This is a genomic window from Neobacillus niacini (genome assembly GCF_031457145.1).
Classification (GTDB): domain Bacteria; phylum Bacillota; class Bacilli; order Bacillales; family Cytobacillaceae; genus Neobacillus; species Neobacillus niacini_J.
In genome coordinates, this window is sequence record NZ_JAVDVZ010000002.1 from 636787 (window position 1) to 654790 (window position 18004).

Sequence of the window (18004 nt, forward strand, 5' to 3'; positions counted from 1 at the left end):
TAACCCGGCTGGCTTTTTTTGTTTATCTTTTTATTCCAATCATAATGATATCTTTTAAATTTTGGACTGGTATGGTTTCTGTTGTTTGATTTGGAATTCTAATGGTTATTTCTTGTTCGTTGTATTCAACTAAATAACCCTGATAATTCTTTTCTACTGTATAAAAAACGCATGGAACAGGCGGCATTGCTTTAGGGAAGTTAGCCAGGTATTTCAAACGCTCGATAAGGTTCATTTCCTTAAAGCCTTTTACCCGATTGAATGTACGTTGTTTTTCTTGATTTGTTTGAGCTTTATTCTTCTCTTTTACTTCTTTTATCTTAGATCGTTTAGGTAAATCAGTATTAGCCAGTGAAACCTCAAAGACTTTTTCCTTGTCACTTTCCAAAACTTTTTCCTTGTCACTTTCCAAGACTTTTTCCTTGTCACTTTCCAAAACTTTTTTCTTGTCACTTTCCAAAACTTTTTTCTTGTCACTTTCCTCCTCTAGCTGTGGTTCTTCGATTGGCAGCTGGACCTCCTGCCTATTTGTAAATACTTCCTGATTATTTTTTACAGGTGTATTTAGAAAAGTCTGAGAGACATATAATAACGGTCCCTTTTTTGTGTTTTTCTCCACCCAATTCACCTCCATTTACCTAGCCCTACACTCTATATGTATGCAAATTGCCTATCCTCGTTCATAAAAATCGCCATAGAAAAAGCCCGCTAATCAATTATTAGCGGGCTTTACAATTATAAAATGTGATATCCTGAGTCAACGTGAATATTCTCGCCAGTTATGCCTCTTGAAAGGTCACTAAAAAGGAATAAAGCAGTATCTCCAACTTCTTCAGTTGTTGTAGCTCTTCGTAATGGCGCTCTCTCTTCAACTACTTTCGTAATCTCGTTAAAATCGCCAACCCCTTTGGCTGATAATGTACGAATTGGACCAGCAGAGATGGAATTAACACGAATTCCTTCTTTTCCTAAGTCTGCAGCTAAGTAGCGTACGCTGGCATCAAGAGAAGCTTTTGCTACACCCATTACATTATAATTTGGCAATGCACGCTCCCCGCCGAGGTACGTTAAGGTCACAATACTACCGCCATCAACCATCAATCCTTTAGCTTCTTTCGCCACAGCAGTTAAAGAATAGGCACTGATATTATGTGCTAACAAGAAGCCCTCTCTTGTGGTGTTCAAATAGTCACCTTTTAATTCTTCTTTGTTCGCAAAAGCGATACAGTGTGCAATACCATGGATCGTTCCAACAGTTGCTTTAATCTCAGCAAAGCATTTAGCCACTTCTTCATCACTTGTTACATCACATGGTAGCACTAAAGTACCTTCTGCTTGCAAGGATTCAGCTAATTCACGGACATTCCCTTCAAGTCTGTCACCAGCATAAGTAAAGATTAAACGCGCACCTGCAATGTGTAATGAACGAGCAATTCCCCAAGCAATACTGCGCTTATTAGCAACACCCATTACCACATATGTTTTTCCATTTAAAGAAAGATTCATAAAGAAAAAGTCCTCCCACTTGATACATTATTATATTAGTTATTAGTACTTGGTACTAATATTACACTATTTACTAAAAAATGAAAAGTAACAGCTTACCACGAGTTTATCTTATTAGAATTCCAGTTCTCTTTTCAACTCATCTACATATTCTTTAGATCCCGTTACAATCAAACGGTCATTTAAAAGCAGCTCCGTGTCACCGTGAGGAACAAGCGAATCTTTTCCACGAAAAATCCGGACAAAGATAACATCCCCGGTAAACGGGAACCTCCTTAAGGTCATGCCATCGAACTGTTCATTTTTCATTCTTATTTCATATAGTGAGGTCTCTTGATTTGTTAAGATGTTAATGACACTCGGAGTTTCGATTAGAGCACGCAGCAATGTTTTTGTTGACATGAAGGACGAGAAAACTTCAATTTCATTTTCCCTCAGGCTTTGCTCAATTTCGGGATTTTCAATCCGGGCAATGACCCTTGATACATTCATTTCTTTCGCTTTTAAAGACAATTTTGCATTTATTTGAACATCACCTGTAGATATAACGATAATATCCGCTTGAAATATTTTATTCTTTTCAATTGTATCCAAGGAATAATCAGGAATCTCAACAATATCGAATAATGAATTTGAAGACAATTTATCTGATTTATCCATTTTAGTGTGGTACAAGGTCGTTTCGTATAAGCCTGACTTTAACTCCCTTGAAACAGGGAGTGTCACCTGGTTTGCTCCTAAAAAAGCAATGCTTAGTTTTCGATCAATAGCTACTTCTTTAGGAAACAATTTCTTAAAAGCAATCGGCGTAAATATGGAGGTGATGACAGCAACCAAAATCAGTGTTCCACTCATCTCCGTAGTAATCACCTTCATACGCTCTCCAATCGTCGCCGCTGCGATAACTAAAGATAGTGTGGAAGTTAATAAAAAACCCGAAGCAAGAACAGTTTTCGTATCGTACCATATTTTCAACAAATAAACGGGGACAATTTTGGAAATTAAGAGTCCAATTAATAAAAGCGGTATTAATAGCAATAGCTTTTTATCCGCAAATAGCGACCATATATCAAGCTCCACCCCAATCATCACAAAAAAGATTGGTATTAAAAAACCATACCCAAAGGAATCAAGTTTATGAACCAATTCCTGATTTGGGGATAGGAGAGAAACCAGTACCCCAGCAAGAAATGCACCGAGTATGTTTTCTGCACCTACGCTTTCTGAAAGCCCCACTAATACGATAATCAGCATAAAGACTGCACGGGTACCGATTTGCACTGTCCCTCTTGACAATGATTCGAGTAAAGGTCGATTTTTAAACCTTTTTCCTACAAAATACAAGACTACTCCTGCTGCAAACAAAATCAATAGCAGCCAGGTATTACCCTGACCCTTGTCATAGATAGATACAAAAATTGCCAGAAGGATCATCGTGACCAAATCTGCCACGACAGCAATTAATAAAATAATTTGTCCGATATTAGATTTCATCAGATTTGCTTCTTTTAATGTTGGTACAACGACCCCTAGAGAAATCGTTGATATAATAAGAGTCATTAAAAAAGCATTGTCAATAAACCCAGCGAAGACAAACAAATAGGATAAACCTAGTGAAAAAACAAATATCCCTATAAAAATAATCGTTGCGACCAAAAAGGTGTTCGGTTCTTTTTTGCCACTAGGAAGTTTATTATTTTCCTTTCCCCCCGTGAAGGCAGTAAAATCAATTTCTAATCCGCTAAGAAACATCAAAAAAATAAAACCTAGTGTAGATAGCGTTGATAACCACATATCTTCATGGACGACATTGAAACCGCTTTGCCCAAACACCAGCCCCATAATGATCTCTGCAACCACAACAGGGATATAATTTAATTTTAACCGGTGCAGTAGAATTGGCGTTACGAAGGCAACTGTCACTACTATTAATAAAGATATTACAGAAGCATGCTGTTCCATAAATCAACCTCCTTTTTTTCTCTAATAAAAACGTGAACCCGGGCAAAAAATATATTTAAAGGGGGAACTACTTCAATGAAAATTGATATTATCGGTGATATACATGGCTGTTTACCAGAATTCGAAGCTCTTACAAAGAAATGTGGTTACAAATGGGAAGACGGGATTCCCGTTCACCCCGATAATCGACTACTAGGATTTGTTGGGGATTTAACCGACCGCGGACCTTCTTCTCTAAAAGTAGCTGAAATAGTTTGGAGACTTGTAATACAGCAAAAGAAGGCTTTTTACACACCTGGAAACCATTGCAATAAATTGTATCGCTACTTTCTTGGAAATAAGGTTCAGGAAACCCATGGACTTGAAACAACCGTTGCTGAGTATAAATCACTACCCAAAAAAGAGCAGCATTCCATCCGAAACAATTTCATTGACCTATATGAAAAATCTCCGCTTCATTTAGTATTAGACCAAAATAGGCTTGTTATCGCACACGCTGGAATAAAAGAAGAATTTATCGGAAAGACAAACTCAAAAGTGAAGACCTTTGTCTTATATGGAGATATTACTGGCGAAAAGCACCCTGATGGTTCTCCTGTTAGAAGAGATTGGGCCAAACAGTATACAGGTAAAGCTATTATTGTTTACGGTCACACACCTGTGAGAGAACCCAGAATAATCAATAATACATATAATATTGATACTGGAGCTGTTTTTGGTGGAAAGCTTACTGTTCTTCGATACCCAGAGATGGAAATTGTTTCTGTAGATTCTACTATGCCATACATAGCAGAAAAATTTAAAGACTTTACTTAAAAATAGGGAAAATAAGCCTAAGTATATCGACAAATTTCCTAGGAAATCATCAAATTACGCAATTAAGGCTGACCTTTTAAAAAGTCAGCCTTGTTTACTTAATTCATTCATATCGAATGGAAGAGGTGCTGTGAAATGCATATTTATACCACTAAAAGGGTGAGGAAAACGAATCTTTTTACAATGGAGGGCTTGACGCTCAATTAGCAATAGACTGCCTCCATATAAGTCATCTCCCAATAATGGGTGACCTATAAATGACATGTGAACACGTATTTGATGAGTTCTTCCAGTTTTTAACTGTAATTCAACATGAGTAAATTCGCTATACCTATTTAGCACTTTGTAATCGGTACACGCATATTGACCATCACTGCGTACTTCTCTTTCAATTATACTGTCACTCTTTCTTCCAATCGGTTCCTCAATCGATCCATTCTCATGCTTAAGACTTCCTTCAGCGAATGCTTCATAGGTTCTATTAACATGCCCTTTTTGTTGCTGCTTGCTAAATAAATGATGTATATGCCGATGTTTTGCAATTAATACAATTCCAGATGTATCCCGGTCCAAACGGGTAACAATATGTGCGGTTGCTCTGAGACCAATTTCTTCATAGTAACCAACCAAGGCATTTGCCAAACTGCCTGTTGGATGCTCCCTCGATGGAATGGTACTCATTCCCGCTGGTTTGTTTACCACTAGTAGGTATTGGTCTTCAAATAGAATTGTTAATGGGATTCTTTCTCCTACTATTCCTTCACTTGGATTTTCAGGAGGAAAGATAATAGTTAAGGTTTCACTTTCCTTTAACACATACCGAACATTCACTTCTATGCCATTTACCAATATGTTCCCGCCCCTGAATTTTATATCCGTTAGGGCAATCCGAGATATTTCCTCTTCTTTCAGGAATTCTTTGATTGTTTGACCGGCCTGTAATGGATTAACTTCCCACTGAAGTTGAAAACGTGAATTCATATTGTCTCCTCGAGCTCTTGATTAGTCCGAATCAGAAATAAAAGAATCATGGACTCTCTTCCAAAAAGGAAATGGACGAAAACGAGCAAAGCGGATTTTTTCGTCTGGAACCCTAAACTGAATTGATTTTACATCCTTATGAAGCAAGGTAAGATGATCAACTGTTACTTGAAAGTCAACATGATTCACTGGTTTCAACATACAAGTATGATGGGATGGCAAGATTAGAGGCGATCCAACAGTCCGAAACACGCGATTGTTAATTGACGCCATTTCAGCGACCTGTAAGGCAGATATGGATGGATGGATAATTGCCCCTCCAAGTGCTTTATTGTAAGCAGTACTGCCAGATGGGGTAGATACACATAATCCATCGCCTCGGAACCGTTCAAATTGCTGTCCGCGAATTTCCACATCCATAACCAATGTCCCTTCTACACTTTTGACAGTGGATTCGTTTAGAGCAAGGTATCTTGACTCCTTACCTGCATGCTGATAACGAATAATCACTTCAATTAAGGGATATTCCACCACTTGGTAAGGTGTTTTGGCGATGGCAATGACTAATTTTTCAATCTCATCAGGGGTCCAATCAGCATAAAAGCCGAGATGCCCGGTATGAATTCCGACAAAAGCGGTCTTATCCAAGCGGCTGCTGTATCGGTGGAAAGCATAAAGAAGTGTCCCATCACCGCCGATAGAAACAACTATATCTGGCTGGTCCTCATCGTAAATCAGATCAAAATCGAGTAAATATGTCCGCATTTTATGCATCAAGATATTCGATTTCTGATCTCCTTTGGATGTAATCGCAAATTTCATAATTGTTTTCTCCTCGTACTGAAATGCTTACAAAGCCTCTATCAACTTTTTTCCTCTTGCTTAAACTCTTTATTCCTTGTAAAAAATGCTTGTGCATCTTGAATTTCACCACGAATTAAGGACATTTCTTCATCTAAGCGAAATGCAGCTTCCGCAGCACGTTGTAACCTCATTTGGATATCAGTCGGGAAAATCCCTTTATACTTATAACTTAAAGTATGTTCAATTGTTGCCCAAAAGTTCATGGCTAGAGTTCTTATTTGTATTTCAGCAAGAATCTTTTTTTCTCCATGTATCGTTTGGACCGGATACTGAATTACAACATGATAAGAGCGATATCCACTTGTTTTTTTGTGTGAAATATAATCTCTCTCTTCAACGATTTCCAGATCATTTCGGTTTCTTAATAAGCTTACAACCCGATGAATATCGTCTACGAATTGACACATGATCCGCATTCCAGCAATGTCTTGCAGTTCCTCTTCTAATTTATCTAGTGGAATTCCTTTTTGATTTGCCTTATCAAGGATACTTGCAATCGGCTTAACTCTGCCAGTCACAAATTCAATAGGTGAATGACTTGAATCCAGCTCAAATTGCCCCCTCATTCCCTTTAATTTTATTTTCAGCTCTGATACAGCTTGTTTATATGGAGCTAAAAATTGGTCCCAATGCTTCATCATGCCACCTCAATGAAAACTAAAATATGTTTAAAAATTCACTTCTACTTTTGCGACCATCTCTTCACCATAATTACTATTTCCTTTTATGTTGTTTAAAAGGTCAACTAATTCTTCATAAAAATTAGTTAACTCCAATTCTTCATCCTCAAATTGGATCCAAACTTGTGTTTTTTCTGCTAATGTCCTTTTTAATAATGGCCATATTGGTTCTGGAATGTCGATATATGTATAACCCTCTGGATGATCCATTAAATAAACAAATGAAAATTGTTTAGAGTCAACAAGAATTTGTTCAGATGGGATTAAACCGTTAATCGACTCACTTGCCTGTAAAAGTAATTTTCTATCCTTAAAATTTGCTTTATCAATTGATATTCTTTTATTCATCATTATTACCTCCATCATTCACTCTACCATTTTAGCATAATCTATCCATTTCTCCCAGGAAATTGCGGTTCGAACAACAGCTAAGATACAATAAAGGTATGAATTGAAAGGAATGGATCATAATGAGCGAAACCATTGAAATTGAATTTAAAAATATCCTCACAAAAGATGAATATGAAATTCTGTTAAAGGAATTTAATGTAGAAGAAAAACAAATCATAACCCAAAATAATCACTACTTTGACACACCTGATTTTGCATTAAAGAATTTAGGTTCTGCACTAAGAATTAGGGAAAAATATGAGCACTATGAAATGACATTAAAACAACCGGCTACTGTTGGTCTTTTAGAAACCACTCAACATTTATCAGTAAATGAATTCCAAACGGCCATTCAATATGGAAAACTTCCTACAGGAAAAATTCATGATGGTATTGAACAATTGGATATTTCTTTTAACAGTATTGCATATTTCGGATCTCTATTGACAAAAAGGGCTGAGTTCCCATACAAAATTGGACTACTTGTCTTGGACCATAGCTTTTATTTAAATAATGAAGATTATGAAGTCGAATACGAAGTAGAAGATTTTCAACTTGGGCAATCAGCTTTCCAGGAACTCCTTAAGCAATATGGTATTCCAATACGGAAAACACTAAATAAAATTGCAAGGTTTTATCAACAAAAACATTCGAGTTAATTTTTTCCTAAGCGGTTTATTTGAGATATGAAATGTCCATTGATAAAATAAAATTACAAACATATTTAAAGGAGTTGTCAACATTGAATGAGAAAAAGCCTACTCCATATGAAGCCATAGGCGAGGATATCTTACATAGCCTTGTGGATACTTTTTATGGTCTAGTTGCACAACATCCTGATCTTGCACCAATCTTTCCAAATGATTTATCAGAAGTTGCTAGAAAACAAAAGCAATTTTTAACACAATATTTGGGAGGACCTCCAATATATACGGATGAGCATGGTCACCCTATGATGCGTGCACGACATTTGCCTTTTCCCATAACTCCTACCCGTGCAACAGCATGGCTTTCTTGTATGAAACAAGCGATGGACAAGACTGGACTAGAAGGTCCGCTAAGGGAAGATTTTTATTCTAGGCTCTATCTTACTGCACAACATATGATTAATATGCCAGAAGGCAGTGAGATATCGGGTGAAAATTCGTGAGTAACCAAGGATTTATTTCAAAACCACAATTCTCTAGTTATGACAAGAAGCCGCTTGAAATATATATGTTCATCGATCCTTTATGCCCTGAGTGTTGGGCACTTGAGCCTATCTTAAAAAAGCTGCATATCGAATACGGTCAATATTTTTCTCTAAAGCACGTGTTAAGTGGTCGTATCACCAATTTAAATGTCAGTAAAAAGAAGAATTATGAAGTCATAGCAGATTTATGGGAAAAGACGGCTAGCAGATCAGGAATGTCCTGTGATGGGAGCCTTTGGTTAGAAAATCCTGTAGCTTCCCCGTATGTTGCTTCCATAGCAATAAAGGCAGCGGAACTGCAAGGGAGACGAGCTGGTATACGGTTTCTACGTAAGCTTCAAGAAAAACTTTTTATTAATAAACAAAACATCTCCCATTTTGAGGTGCTTAAATCCTGTGCAAATAATGCTGGCTTAGATGTCGAAGAATTCATTTCAGATTTTAATTCTGAAAGTGCGGCAAAAGCGTTTCAGTGTGACTTAAAAATCACCACTGAAATGGAGGTACAAGAAATTCCAACTCTTGTATTTTTTAACGAGAATGCAGAGGATGAAGGAATTAAAATTACGGGATCATACCCATACGAAGTCTATGTACAAATTCTTGAAGAAATGTTGTCTGAGCAGCCTGTAAAAAATCAACCTCCGCCGATGGAGTCATTTTTGAAGTATTTTAAAGTAGTGGCTTCTAAAGAGATAGCAGTCGTTTATAATATGACCATCTCTCAGGTTGAGCGTGAAATGAAAAAATTACTTTTACTTCAAAAGGTAGAACAGCTCCCGGCTAAATATGGGACATTTTGGCGCTATGTTGAAGACTAGAAAATATCACTTCAAAAAAATACGAAAAGACCTTGCAGTTAACTGCAAGGTCTTTTTCTATTAATACGAACAAAGGGGATGGGAGAAATTTTTCACGGTCAAACAAAGGGGTATATGTTTGTTGTGATTAACTTCACGTATAAAATATATCATGAGCTAGAACCCATTGACAATATGATTGTGTGTTATTTCACATAATTGTCAAAATCATATTTTCAATTTTGGACAATAAACTATAACTGACCTAACTTTAAAAAGAGGTGACCACTTCAATGAAGAATTTACCTATTTTCCTCATGATCCTGTTTATTTTTGGCGGATTTTTCTTCCATATCCTAGCCTTAATGAAAATCTTCCCAATAATCATTAGCATTCCGCTTTTTTTTATTGGAATCCTTACTTTAATTTTCTATCTGAATGACAGAAAAAGATTTAGAGGTTTTTAAGGGATGGTACACCAGGTACCATCCCTTTTACTTGTTAAGATAACAACTGTTCCAATTCATTTAACTTTTCTTCAAACACCTTACATGCATCCTTGATTGGGTCTGCGCTTGTCATATCCACACCGGCTTTCTTAAGTACTTCGATTGGATAATCAGAGCTTCCAGAACTTAAGAAATCAATATAGCGTTTAACAGCAGGCTCCCCTTCCTCTAGGATTTGTTTACTTAATGCTGTTGCAGCACTAAAGCCGGTAGCATATTGGTAGACATAATAATTGTAATAGAAATGAGGAATTCGAGCCCATTCTAACCCGATTTCTTCGTCAATCACAATATCCTCTTCTCCAAAATACTTCTTATTCAAAGCATAATATTCGCTAGTTAATGAATCCGCAGTCAACGCCTCATTATTTTGAGCTTTTTGATGAATGATATGCTCATATTCAGCAAACATAGTTTGTCGGAATACAGTGCCTCTGAATCCTTCTAAATAATGATTTAATAAATAGATCCTCTTTTGTTCGTCATCAATCGTCTTCAATAAATAATCATTTAAAAGTGCTTCATTACATGTGGAGGCAACTTCCGCCACAAAGATTGAATAATTTCCATATGGGTATGGTTGATTTTTTCTAGTATAGTAGCTATGAACCGAATGTCCAAATTCATGAGCAAGTGTAAATAAGTTATTTACATTATCTTGCCAATTCATAAGAATGTAAGGGTTTGTTCCATAAGCTCCAGAAGAATAAGCTCCACTCCGCTTTCCTTTATTTTCGTGAACATCCACCCAGCGGTTCTCAAAACCTTGTTTTAAAATTTGTGAATACTCCTCACCTAATGGAGCAAGACCTTTAACAACTAGCTCTTCAGCCTCTTTATACGGTATTTCCATTTTCACATCTTTGACTAAAGGTGTATAAAGATCGTACATATGCAGTTCTTCTACCCCTAACACCTTTTTCCGGAGTTTAACGTAGCGGTGCAATAAATGTAAATTATCGTTTATGGTATTAACTAAATTATCATATACGCTTTCAGGAATATTATTGGCTGAAAGTGCTGCATGTCTTGCAGAATTATATTTTCTGACTCTTGCATTAAAATTATCTTTTTTCACATTTCCACTAATCGTACTAGCAAACGTATTTCGGAACTTTCCATATGTTTCGAAAACCGCTTTAAAGGCATCACGACGAACCTCTTGCTTTCCACTTTCTAAGAATCGGATGTATCGTCCATGAGTGATCTCAACCTCTTCACCATTTTCGTCTTTAACAGAAGGGAACTTTAAATCAGCGTTATTTAACATTCCGAAGGTGTTACTAGACGCGTCCATGACTTCACCCGCTTCTGCTAGCAATGCCTCCTGCTCAGCCGACAAAACATGTGGTCTTTGAAGATTAATTTCCTCAATGGCATGCTCATAGAGCTTTAATTCCGATTTTTCATTTAAAAAACCATTAACCTTACCTTCCTCTAGTGATAAGATTTCAGGAACAATGAATGCTAATTGACTTCCAGCTTGGGAGTAAAGGTTTTTCATTCTATCATCTAATCCCTGATAAAAAGAATTCGTCGTGTCTTGGTCATAGCGCATATGGGCGTATGTATAAAGCTTGCCGATTCTTTCAAGAAGCTTATCTTGAAATTGCAGAGCACTATAAAGAGTATCAGCACTCTCACCAAGTTTTCCTTCGAATTCCTTAATCCCTGAAATTTGGTTCTTTACTTCTTGAAACTCTTTTTCCCATACTTCATCACTAGCAAAAATATCTTCTAATCTCCATGTATCTTCGACTGGAATATCATTTCTTGAAGGCAGCGCTTTTACCGCAGTAGTTTCGTTTGCCATATTTCTTCCTCCATTCAACATTTTTCGGTTTACGAAAAGAATTATAACCCTGTTATTATTCTCCTTTTTCCTGCTATTTCCTTTATTTTTAATAAGATTTACCTATTATATTATGCTCCAAACTACTATTTCATTTATATTTTTTCAAGAATGGAGCGATTTTTCTGATAAAATTCCTGCTTACGTTCTTCCTTTTCCCGGTTAGAATTCGGGATAGTGAACCCTTTTTGGAGTTGATAGAGGGATTCGCCCCTTTTTATGATTACTCCAAATCTCTCCAATAGTTGAAAATATTCTTGCACAGCCATAAAAGGTTTTTCACTCGTGAGTTGTGGTAAATTCCTGATGATGATTTCATTCAATTTTATTCTATTATTGAAATTTCTTTCTACCTCCTTCAAATCAATAAGTGAATTAGGTGATTTAATCTGGAAAACATCTACATACAAATAAGTTTGCCAGATGATAGGTGGTGTTTGAATTAGAAGGGAATGACTTACAGGTAATCCGATTTCAGGAGGAAGTAAATATAAGTTGAGGTTATGAGTATATATCTCGCGAAGAAATCTATTTAATTCCGGACTAGGATGAAGAGACCAGTTTATCGTATATTTCTCCATTTCATTTGCCCATTTCGTAAAGTTAAATTGATTGAACACCTTTGGTTCTAGAATTTCTTCAATTCCTGTCTTGTGAATAGAAAGGAGAAAGCTGTTTGCGGTTGCATTTTTTATGGAAAAAGGATGAATCGAACTGAGGATATGAAATCTTTTTTCTTTGGGGCAATAAGAAGGAAGTACCAATTGCCTGTGGGCTGCTTTTCTTAAAAAGAAATAATCAAAGTTTGACAAGGAGAAAATAATATTACTCCTTTTTGCTTTAATATGCTTGCTGCCAATAATCCAGAAAGGAATATAATTATTTTGTAAGTATGCATCTGTTCGCTTAATAAATATTTCTTCCGATATTGGCGAACACTGGTATTCCAATGCGTATCTGCTGCCGCCAAAATGGAACATGATATCAGGACGCTGTCCAATCATCGAATCATAATACTCTAATTCTGCAGGAATACCTTGCATATGTAACCACTGATAGAGCTGAAGTTTTCCTTCTATATGATAAAGGGATTCACTTTCATGAAAATCGCTGCAAACTGTGCCGCTTCGGTGAGCAAAATGGTAAATTCGTTGATTCCCTAATTTTAGAGATACTGATTCCCCGCAGACCGGACAAGTAAACTTCTCATTGTTTCGAAGAATCAATAGTTTCTCTTTTTCATATTCGTTACTTAAGCTAAACATTGTTCCTGATTTCGTTCGTGCCGTTAACAAATGAATCTCACCCTCCTTTTATTCCTTACATTCGTGTTATATGACAAGAAATCCTTTTTTTAGACAAAAAGAAAACTCGTCATTTTGACGAGTTTGTGAACTTAAAGAAGCGGTGAAAGTAACCTTGCAGTTGATTCTATTAATCGTAAACCAATATGTCTTTTACGAAAAGAGGCTAATTCAAGCTGCTTTGCATATTCTAGGTCATTGATATATTCCGCCACAAGCTTTTGAGTACTTTTTGTTCGAAATAAAAAGGCATTTACCTCGAAATTCAAATGAAAACTACGCATATCCATATTTGACGTTCCAATGGAAGCAAGCTCATGGTCGACAATCACGATTTTACTATGCATAAACCCACGTTCATATTCGTAAACCTTTACACCTGCCTCTAAAAGCTCTGGAAAATAGGAGCGTGAGGCATGAAAGACAATTCGTTTATCCGGACGATTAGGTACAAGTAATCTCACATCAATTCCACTTAAGGCAGCCACCTTTATCGCGGAAAAGATGTCTTCATCAGGGATAAAGTACGGTGAGGCAATCCAAACAGATTTTTTTGCTGAAGTAATCATCGAGAAAAAGATATTTTTTATAACACTCCATTCATTATCTGGTCCGCCGGCAATTAACTGGACTCCTCCATGGTTTTCTTCATCTACTTGTGGAGACAAATACTCCGCTGTTAAAAAGCTATGGTTGGTCATATAATACCAGTCTTGTAAAAAAATGAGCTGTAGCGACCTGACAGCTTCCCCTCTTACCATTAAGTGGGTGTCCCGCCAAAAACCAAAATGTTGATTCCTGCCTAAATATTCATCACCAATATTAAGGCCGCCAACAAACCCAATCATCCCATCAATCACAATAATTTTTCGGTGATTTCTGAAATTAAATTTATTATTTAAAAATGGCAGTTTTACAGGACCAAAACAAACCGTTTCTATTCCGGCTTTTTTCAAATCATTTATATACATTTTTGATAATTTCCAAGAACCTACTGCATCATATAGGAATCTAACCTTTACTCCTTGTGCAGCCTTTTTAATTAAGATATTTTTTATTTCTTGCCCGATATGATCATCCCGAACAATATAATACTCCATATGAATATGATGTCTCGCTCTGTCCAATTGTTCAAGAATATGATGAAAAGTTTCCTCGCCATTGGTTAATACCTTAGTCGAAGTATCAAAGGATATGGGGCTATTTCCCAACCTTTGTGCCAAAGTAAATAGTCTTGCTTGGTGCTCACCCATTAAACTAAGTTTTTCTTCACTTCGCGGGTCATTTTCACCCTCCACCGTTAAAAAAGCTTGTTTATCGAGAAAATACTTTTTCCGATACATTTTCTCTTTTCGATAATTCCTACCAAAAAGTAAATAGAAAAAGAATCCAACTAATGGAAAGCTCCCTAAAACAACCAACCAGGTAATCGTTTGGGTCGGATGACGATTTTCAAGAAAGATTACAAATGCAATAAAAATGACAGATAGTGTGATTAAAAGGCTTAAGAAACCAAATATGCTGCCATCTAAATACTCATTAAAGAAAAACAAAAGTATGGATAAAACGAGCACAAACAAAACAACCCTTACTGTGTTTTTCAGTCTAATCACCGCCATTTAATAATCAAAGTATGTAAAAAATACCGATTTCAATAATAGAAATCGGCACGTTTATTTAAAATGTTTTCTAATTTCAGTAAAAACATTTTTAGAAATTATTTCTTTACCATACTCTTGGATTCGATGGATGGTTAACTGTGTTTCGTATCCATATTCAAGCAGGATACTTAGAATATCATCAATTTCATCCTCTTCAAACAAATCTTCAGGAAACTCAGTATATAAATAGTATTTATTTTCAAAGTTATACAACACGGTAATTAAATCATCGAGGCCGCCACGATTTGATAACATTATGACATCTTCAAAATCCTTGAAAGCAATTAAAAACTCTAAAGACTCCTCTTCGAGTAAAAGATCATCATCACGATGTCCAGGATTAAAATGATGATCCAGGATATCTTCAATATTGTTATCTACAGGTAAATCCTTTAGTTTTTCATTTGGAATTGGAAGCTCAAACTTTTGTCCATCTTTTGATACCTGGGCCTTTGTTACAAGAATTTCTAACCCTTTTTCTAACGCCTGTACTTGGATCCATAATGGTCCTTCCACAACAAACTCTTCCTCATGATGAACCTCATCCATCATTTCCCAGAATAGTTCCTCGCTCCGCTCCCGATTGTACCAAATTTCCTCTCGATCAAAGCCTCGTTCTTCTATATCACCATAAGAGATGTAAAACTTCACTGTATGCTCATTAATTCTTTCGATTTCCATCTTTACCTCTCCCTTCCTTTTTCCTATTGAAGGGACTAAATACCCCCAAGCAGACAATGCTTTTTAGCAATTACCCAAGTTAGAAAGGATTCATTTGTTGTTATGAAAAAAAGTAAAAAATCCTTGTACCTTCATTTTATGACAAAAGTATCAAATTGGGAAATAAAATTACTCTAAATTGCAAAAACCATTCATTTGCCTATTAATTAGATATTCCTTACATTGTAACAAAATGACTCAGAAATCTCAAACTTAATAGGCCTGGAGGGTAAAAAAAGCCTTCAGAATGAAGGCTTTAATCTTTAAATTTAATTAACCATGCGTTGTGCTTCTCTTAATTGGAAAGTACGTACTCTCCTCGGTAGAAACCGTCGAATTTCATCTTCATTATAGCCAACCTGTAATCGTTTTTCGTCAATAATAATTGGACGGCGTAATAATCCAGGATTAGCTTTTATTAACTCAAATAAATCTTGTAGCGGCATTGTATCTAAGTTTACATCTAACTTTTGAAAAGTCTTTGATCTTGTTGAAATAATTTCATCTGTACCATCTTCTGTCATGCGAAGGATTTCTTTGATTTCTTCAATTGACAATGGTTCAGAAAATATATTTCTTTCAGTATATGGGATTTCATGTTCCTCTAACCATGATTTTGCTTTCCTGCATGATGTACAACTTGGTGAAGTGTATAATGTTACCATTCTTCTCCACACTCCTCTTTTAATTACTATTTAATTCTATAGTAAACCATCAATATTGATTCTTGATTAAAATAATTATAAATAAGTAATTTATATCATTAATTATACACTACTGATTTTAAAAAAGGTATCCTTTTTTCAAAATTTATTGAATGTCAAATGATAAACATTAATTATTTATTTTCATTATATTAGACGAATAAATACTAAAAAGGTTTCATACTTTTTCAAGGTTTTAATCTTGAATTTTTCAATAATATATCTTTAACCCCCTATATTCTTCGAATCAACCGTTATTAATTTGTAGGTTTTTTCAGAAAATAATGGAATTATGTATAGAGTGTTTATCTGTAATATATCACGATCTTTTATACCTAGGAATATTCTCAATTAAAGCCCCATAAATGAAAACGCATTCATCTTTTCTATAATTATTGTTGTTTTTAAACGTTTCCTCTTTCAATAACCGCCTTGTTCTTATAAAATAATCATAAGGAGATTTACAAAATAAACAGTTACCTAACTTTTGAATTGAAAATGGAGGTTTTATCATGGGTGGATACATAGCTGATTTATCAATGGTTGCTATTCTTATTATTGGTATTACTGCACTTATGGGTGTAATAACCAATGGCTTTGGCGAAACTGTTTTTGGGGGAAAGAAACGCTCAGAATTCGTAGATCAAAGTGCAAGATTCCAAACACGTTGGAAAAGTGTTGGAGGCAATAAGAAGTAACGATAAAACCCTATAGTAACTTGATTACGAATATACATTTAATTATAATAAGAATAAGTTAATTAAAGTAGTAGGCAATGACAAAGAGTAGTACGTATTTTTATCCGTTTCAGAGAGTTTGTGGCTGGTGAAAACAAACACGGAAAAATACGGAATGGACTTTCGAGCTTCTTTTCCGAACTTCATTGAATAGTAGGAAAAGACGTTTCCTTGCGTTAAAAGGTTCCCTGACTATTAAATCAAGATATTCAGGAAATGAGTGACTCTTTTGAGTAATTTAGGGTGGTACCGCGAACCATTCGTCCCTATCGTTGTGGGGATGAATGGTTTTTTTTTATATAAATTTAGGAGGAATTTGGTCATGCAAACAATTTTTTCAGGAATTCAGCCAAGTGGTACGATTACACTTGGAAACTATATTGGGGCAATGAAGCAATTTGTAGAATTGCAAAACGATTATAATTGCTACTTTTGTATCGTCGATCAACATGCGATAACAGTCCCACAGGATCGTTTAGTACTTCGAAAGAATATTCGAAGTTTAGCAGCACTTTACTTAGCTGTTGGTATCAATCCAGAGAAGGCAACCTTGTTTATCCAATCGGAAGTTCCAGCACATGCTCAAGCTGGATGGATGATGCAATGTATTGCCTATATTGGTGAATTGGAAAGAATGACTCAATTTAAGGATAAGTCTGCTGGTAAAGATGCTGTATCCGCAAGTTTATTAACATATCCACCATTAATGGCTGCAGACATTTTATTATATAATGCCAATTTAGTACCTGTTGGAGAAGATCAGAAGCAGCATTTGGAATTAACGCGAGATTTAGCAGAAAGATTTAATAAAAAATATGGAGATGTTTTAACAATCCCTGATATTCGCCTTCCTGAAGTTGGCGCACGGATTATGTCATTACAGGAACCAACAAAGAAAATGAGCAAATCCGATCCAAATAGTAAAGCTTTTATCACTCCGCTAGATGATCCAAAACAAATTGAAAAGAAAATTAAAAGTGCTGTTACAGACTCTGAGGGTATTGTTAAATTTGATCAGACCAATAAGCCTGGAATCTCTAATCTGCTTTCTATTTATTCCATTCTAGATAATAAGACCATCCCTGAACTTGAGGCAATGTATCATGGTAAAGGATATGGAGATTTTAAAGGTGATTTAGCTAATGTAGTTGTAAATGTATTTAAGCCGATTCAAGAAAAGTATAATAACTTAATGGAATCAAGTGAACTTGACAGAATATTAGACGAAGGTGCTGAAAAGGCAAACCAAGTTGCCAGTAAAACAGTTAAGAAAATGGAAAATGCGATGGGATTAGGAAGAAAGAGAAGATAAAAAAAACTGGTCAC

Annotated in this window: 18 protein-coding genes and 1 other annotated feature; of the genes, 6 read left to right on the forward strand and 12 right to left on the reverse strand. The window is 35.7% G+C overall.

Annotated features, from left to right (window positions below; translation table 11 throughout):
- Positions 1-22: 22 nt before the first annotated feature.
- The 3 genes from J2Y03_RS07935 to J2Y03_RS07945 all read right to left on the reverse strand — a co-directional run bounded on the left by J2Y03_RS07935 (position 23) and on the right by J2Y03_RS07945 (position 3468).
- A complete protein-coding gene (locus tag J2Y03_RS07935; RefSeq protein WP_310192635.1) occupies positions 23-619 on the reverse strand; it encodes a CotO family spore coat protein in 597 nt (198 codons plus the stop codon).
- Between the two features lie 116 nt (positions 620-735).
- The gene (fabI, locus tag J2Y03_RS07940) at positions 736-1506 is read right to left on the reverse strand and encodes an enoyl-ACP reductase FabI (RefSeq protein WP_310192638.1); all 771 of its coding nucleotides are present in this window, start codon (positions 1504-1506) and stop codon (positions 736-738) included.
- A gap of 114 nt (positions 1507-1620) precedes the next feature.
- Positions 1621-3468, reverse strand: a complete 1848-nt coding sequence (locus J2Y03_RS07945) for a monovalent cation:proton antiporter family protein (RefSeq protein ID WP_310192641.1) — start codon at positions 3466-3468, stop codon at positions 1621-1623.
- Positions 3469-3543: 75 nt separating this feature from the next.
- Between J2Y03_RS07945 and prpE the strand changes: the two genes are divergently transcribed.
- Positions 3544-4284 carry a bis(5'-nucleosyl)-tetraphosphatase PrpE gene (gene prpE, locus J2Y03_RS07950; RefSeq protein WP_310192643.1) on the forward strand — a complete coding sequence of 247 codons (741 nt, stop codon included), beginning with the start codon at positions 3544-3546 and terminating at the stop codon, positions 4282-4284.
- Positions 4285-4368: 84 nt separating this feature from the next.
- Here prpE and J2Y03_RS07955 read toward each other — a convergent pair whose 3' ends face one another.
- Genes J2Y03_RS07955 through J2Y03_RS07970 form a run of 4 tightly spaced genes read right to left on the reverse strand, consistent with a single transcriptional unit; the run spans position 4369 to position 7157 of the window.
- A complete protein-coding gene (locus tag J2Y03_RS07955; RefSeq protein WP_310192646.1) occupies positions 4369-5265 on the reverse strand; it encodes an RluA family pseudouridine synthase in 897 nt (298 codons plus the stop codon).
- A 21-nt stretch (positions 5266-5286) separates the two neighbouring features.
- Positions 5287-6087, reverse strand: a complete 801-nt coding sequence (locus tag J2Y03_RS07960) for an NAD kinase (RefSeq protein ID WP_132085573.1) — start codon at positions 6085-6087, stop codon at positions 5287-5289.
- A gap of 41 nt (positions 6088-6128) precedes the next feature.
- Entirely contained in the window at positions 6129-6767 is a 639-nt protein-coding gene (yjbM, locus tag J2Y03_RS07965) for a GTP diphosphokinase (protein WP_132085571.1), read from the reverse strand.
- A 30-nt stretch (positions 6768-6797) separates the two neighbouring features.
- A complete protein-coding gene (locus J2Y03_RS07970; protein ID WP_132085569.1) occupies positions 6798-7157 on the reverse strand; it encodes a UPF0738 family protein in 360 nt (119 codons plus the stop codon).
- A gap of 122 nt (positions 7158-7279) precedes the next feature.
- Here J2Y03_RS07970 and J2Y03_RS07975 point away from each other — a divergent pair, with 122 nt between their 5' ends.
- The 3 genes from J2Y03_RS07975 (at position 7280) to J2Y03_RS07985 (ending at position 9212) form a co-directional block, all read left to right on the forward strand.
- Positions 7280-7858: a CYTH domain-containing protein gene (locus J2Y03_RS07975; protein ID WP_310192650.1), complete on the forward strand. Its 579-nt coding sequence runs from the start codon at positions 7280-7282 to the stop codon at positions 7856-7858.
- An 83-nt stretch (positions 7859-7941) separates the two neighbouring features.
- The gene (locus tag J2Y03_RS07980; RefSeq protein WP_310192653.1) at positions 7942-8349 is read left to right on the forward strand and encodes a globin domain-containing protein; all 408 of its coding nucleotides are present in this window, start codon (positions 7942-7944) and stop codon (positions 8347-8349) included.
- Complete coding sequence (locus J2Y03_RS07985) at positions 8346-9212, forward strand: ClpXP adapter SpxH family protein (RefSeq protein ID WP_310192654.1); 867 nt, start codon at positions 8346-8348, stop codon at positions 9210-9212. Before J2Y03_RS07980 ends, J2Y03_RS07985 begins: the two co-directional genes overlap by 4 nt.
- 480 nt (positions 9213-9692) lie before the next feature.
- Here J2Y03_RS07985 and pepF read toward each other — a convergent pair whose 3' ends face one another.
- The 5 genes from pepF to spxA form a co-directional block, all read right to left on the reverse strand.
- Positions 9693-11513 (reverse strand): oligoendopeptidase F, encoded by a 1821-nt coding sequence (pepF, locus tag J2Y03_RS07990; protein WP_310192657.1) that lies wholly within the window; start codon positions 11511-11513, stop codon positions 9693-9695.
- A 134-nt stretch (positions 11514-11647) separates the two neighbouring features.
- Positions 11648-12847, reverse strand: a complete 1200-nt coding sequence (locus J2Y03_RS07995) for a competence protein CoiA (RefSeq protein ID WP_310192661.1) — start codon at positions 12845-12847, stop codon at positions 11648-11650.
- Between the two features lie 101 nt (positions 12848-12948).
- Entirely contained in the window at positions 12949-14460 is a 1512-nt protein-coding gene (gene cls, locus J2Y03_RS08000; protein ID WP_310193033.1) for a cardiolipin synthase, read from the reverse strand.
- Between the two features lie 69 nt (positions 14461-14529).
- Entirely contained in the window at positions 14530-15198 is a 669-nt protein-coding gene (gene mecA, locus J2Y03_RS08005; protein ID WP_132085559.1) for an adaptor protein MecA, read from the reverse strand.
- Between the two features lie 308 nt (positions 15199-15506).
- On the reverse strand, positions 15507-15902 hold the full coding sequence (spxA, locus tag J2Y03_RS08010) for a transcriptional regulator SpxA (RefSeq protein ID WP_045519743.1): 396 nt from the start codon (positions 15900-15902) through the stop codon (positions 15507-15509).
- A 551-nt stretch (positions 15903-16453) separates the two neighbouring features.
- Between spxA and J2Y03_RS08015 the strand changes: the two genes are divergently transcribed.
- Together J2Y03_RS08015 and trpS are read left to right on the forward strand one after the other, a co-directional pair.
- A complete protein-coding gene (locus J2Y03_RS08015; RefSeq protein WP_132085557.1) occupies positions 16454-16639 on the forward strand; it encodes a hypothetical protein in 186 nt (61 codons plus the stop codon).
- A 68-nt stretch (positions 16640-16707) separates the two neighbouring features.
- Positions 16708-16949, forward strand: a binding site (T-box leader).
- A gap of 51 nt (positions 16950-17000) precedes the next feature.
- Entirely contained in the window at positions 17001-17990 is a 990-nt protein-coding gene (gene trpS / locus J2Y03_RS08020; RefSeq protein ID WP_396954181.1) for a tryptophan--tRNA ligase, read from the forward strand.
- Positions 17991-18004: the final 14 nt, after the last annotated feature.

Bases quoted from the DNA above. Each gene is read 5' to 3' on its own strand.
- J2Y03_RS07975 (WP_310192650.1), top strand. From the start codon at position 7,280: ATGAGCGAAACCATTGAAATTGAATTTAAAAATATCCTCACAAAAGAT.
- pepF (WP_310192657.1), bottom strand. From the start codon at position 11,513: ATGGCAAACGAAACTACTGCGGTAAAAGCGCTGCCTTCAAGAAATGAT.
- J2Y03_RS08015 (WP_132085557.1), top strand. From the start codon at position 16,454: ATGGGTGGATACATAGCTGATTTATCAATGGTTGCTATTCTTATTATT.
- spxA (WP_045519743.1), bottom strand. From the start codon at position 15,902: ATGGTAACATTATACACTTCACCAAGTTGTACATCATGCAGGAAAGCA.
- mecA (WP_132085559.1), bottom strand. From the start codon at position 15,198: ATGGAAATCGAAAGAATTAATGAGCATACAGTGAAGTTTTACATCTCT.
- J2Y03_RS07960 (WP_132085573.1), bottom strand. From the start codon at position 6,087: ATGAAATTTGCGATTACATCCAAAGGAGATCAGAAATCGAATATCTTG.
- J2Y03_RS07955 (WP_310192646.1), bottom strand. From the start codon at position 5,265: ATGAATTCACGTTTTCAACTTCAGTGGGAAGTTAATCCATTACAGGCC.
- trpS (WP_396954181.1), top strand. From the start codon at position 17,001: ATGCAAACAATTTTTTCAGGAATTCAGCCAAGTGGTACGATTACACTT.
- J2Y03_RS07970 (WP_132085569.1), bottom strand. From the start codon at position 7,157: ATGAATAAAAGAATATCAATTGATAAAGCAAATTTTAAGGATAGAAAA.
- prpE (WP_310192643.1), top strand. From the start codon at position 3,544: ATGAAAATTGATATTATCGGTGATATACATGGCTGTTTACCAGAATTC.
- J2Y03_RS07945 (WP_310192641.1), bottom strand. From the start codon at position 3,468: ATGGAACAGCATGCTTCTGTAATATCTTTATTAATAGTAGTGACAGTT.
- fabI (WP_310192638.1), bottom strand. From the start codon at position 1,506: ATGAATCTTTCTTTAAATGGAAAAACATATGTGGTAATGGGTGTTGCT.
- yjbM (WP_132085571.1), bottom strand. From the start codon at position 6,767: ATGAAGCATTGGGACCAATTTTTAGCTCCATATAAACAAGCTGTATCA.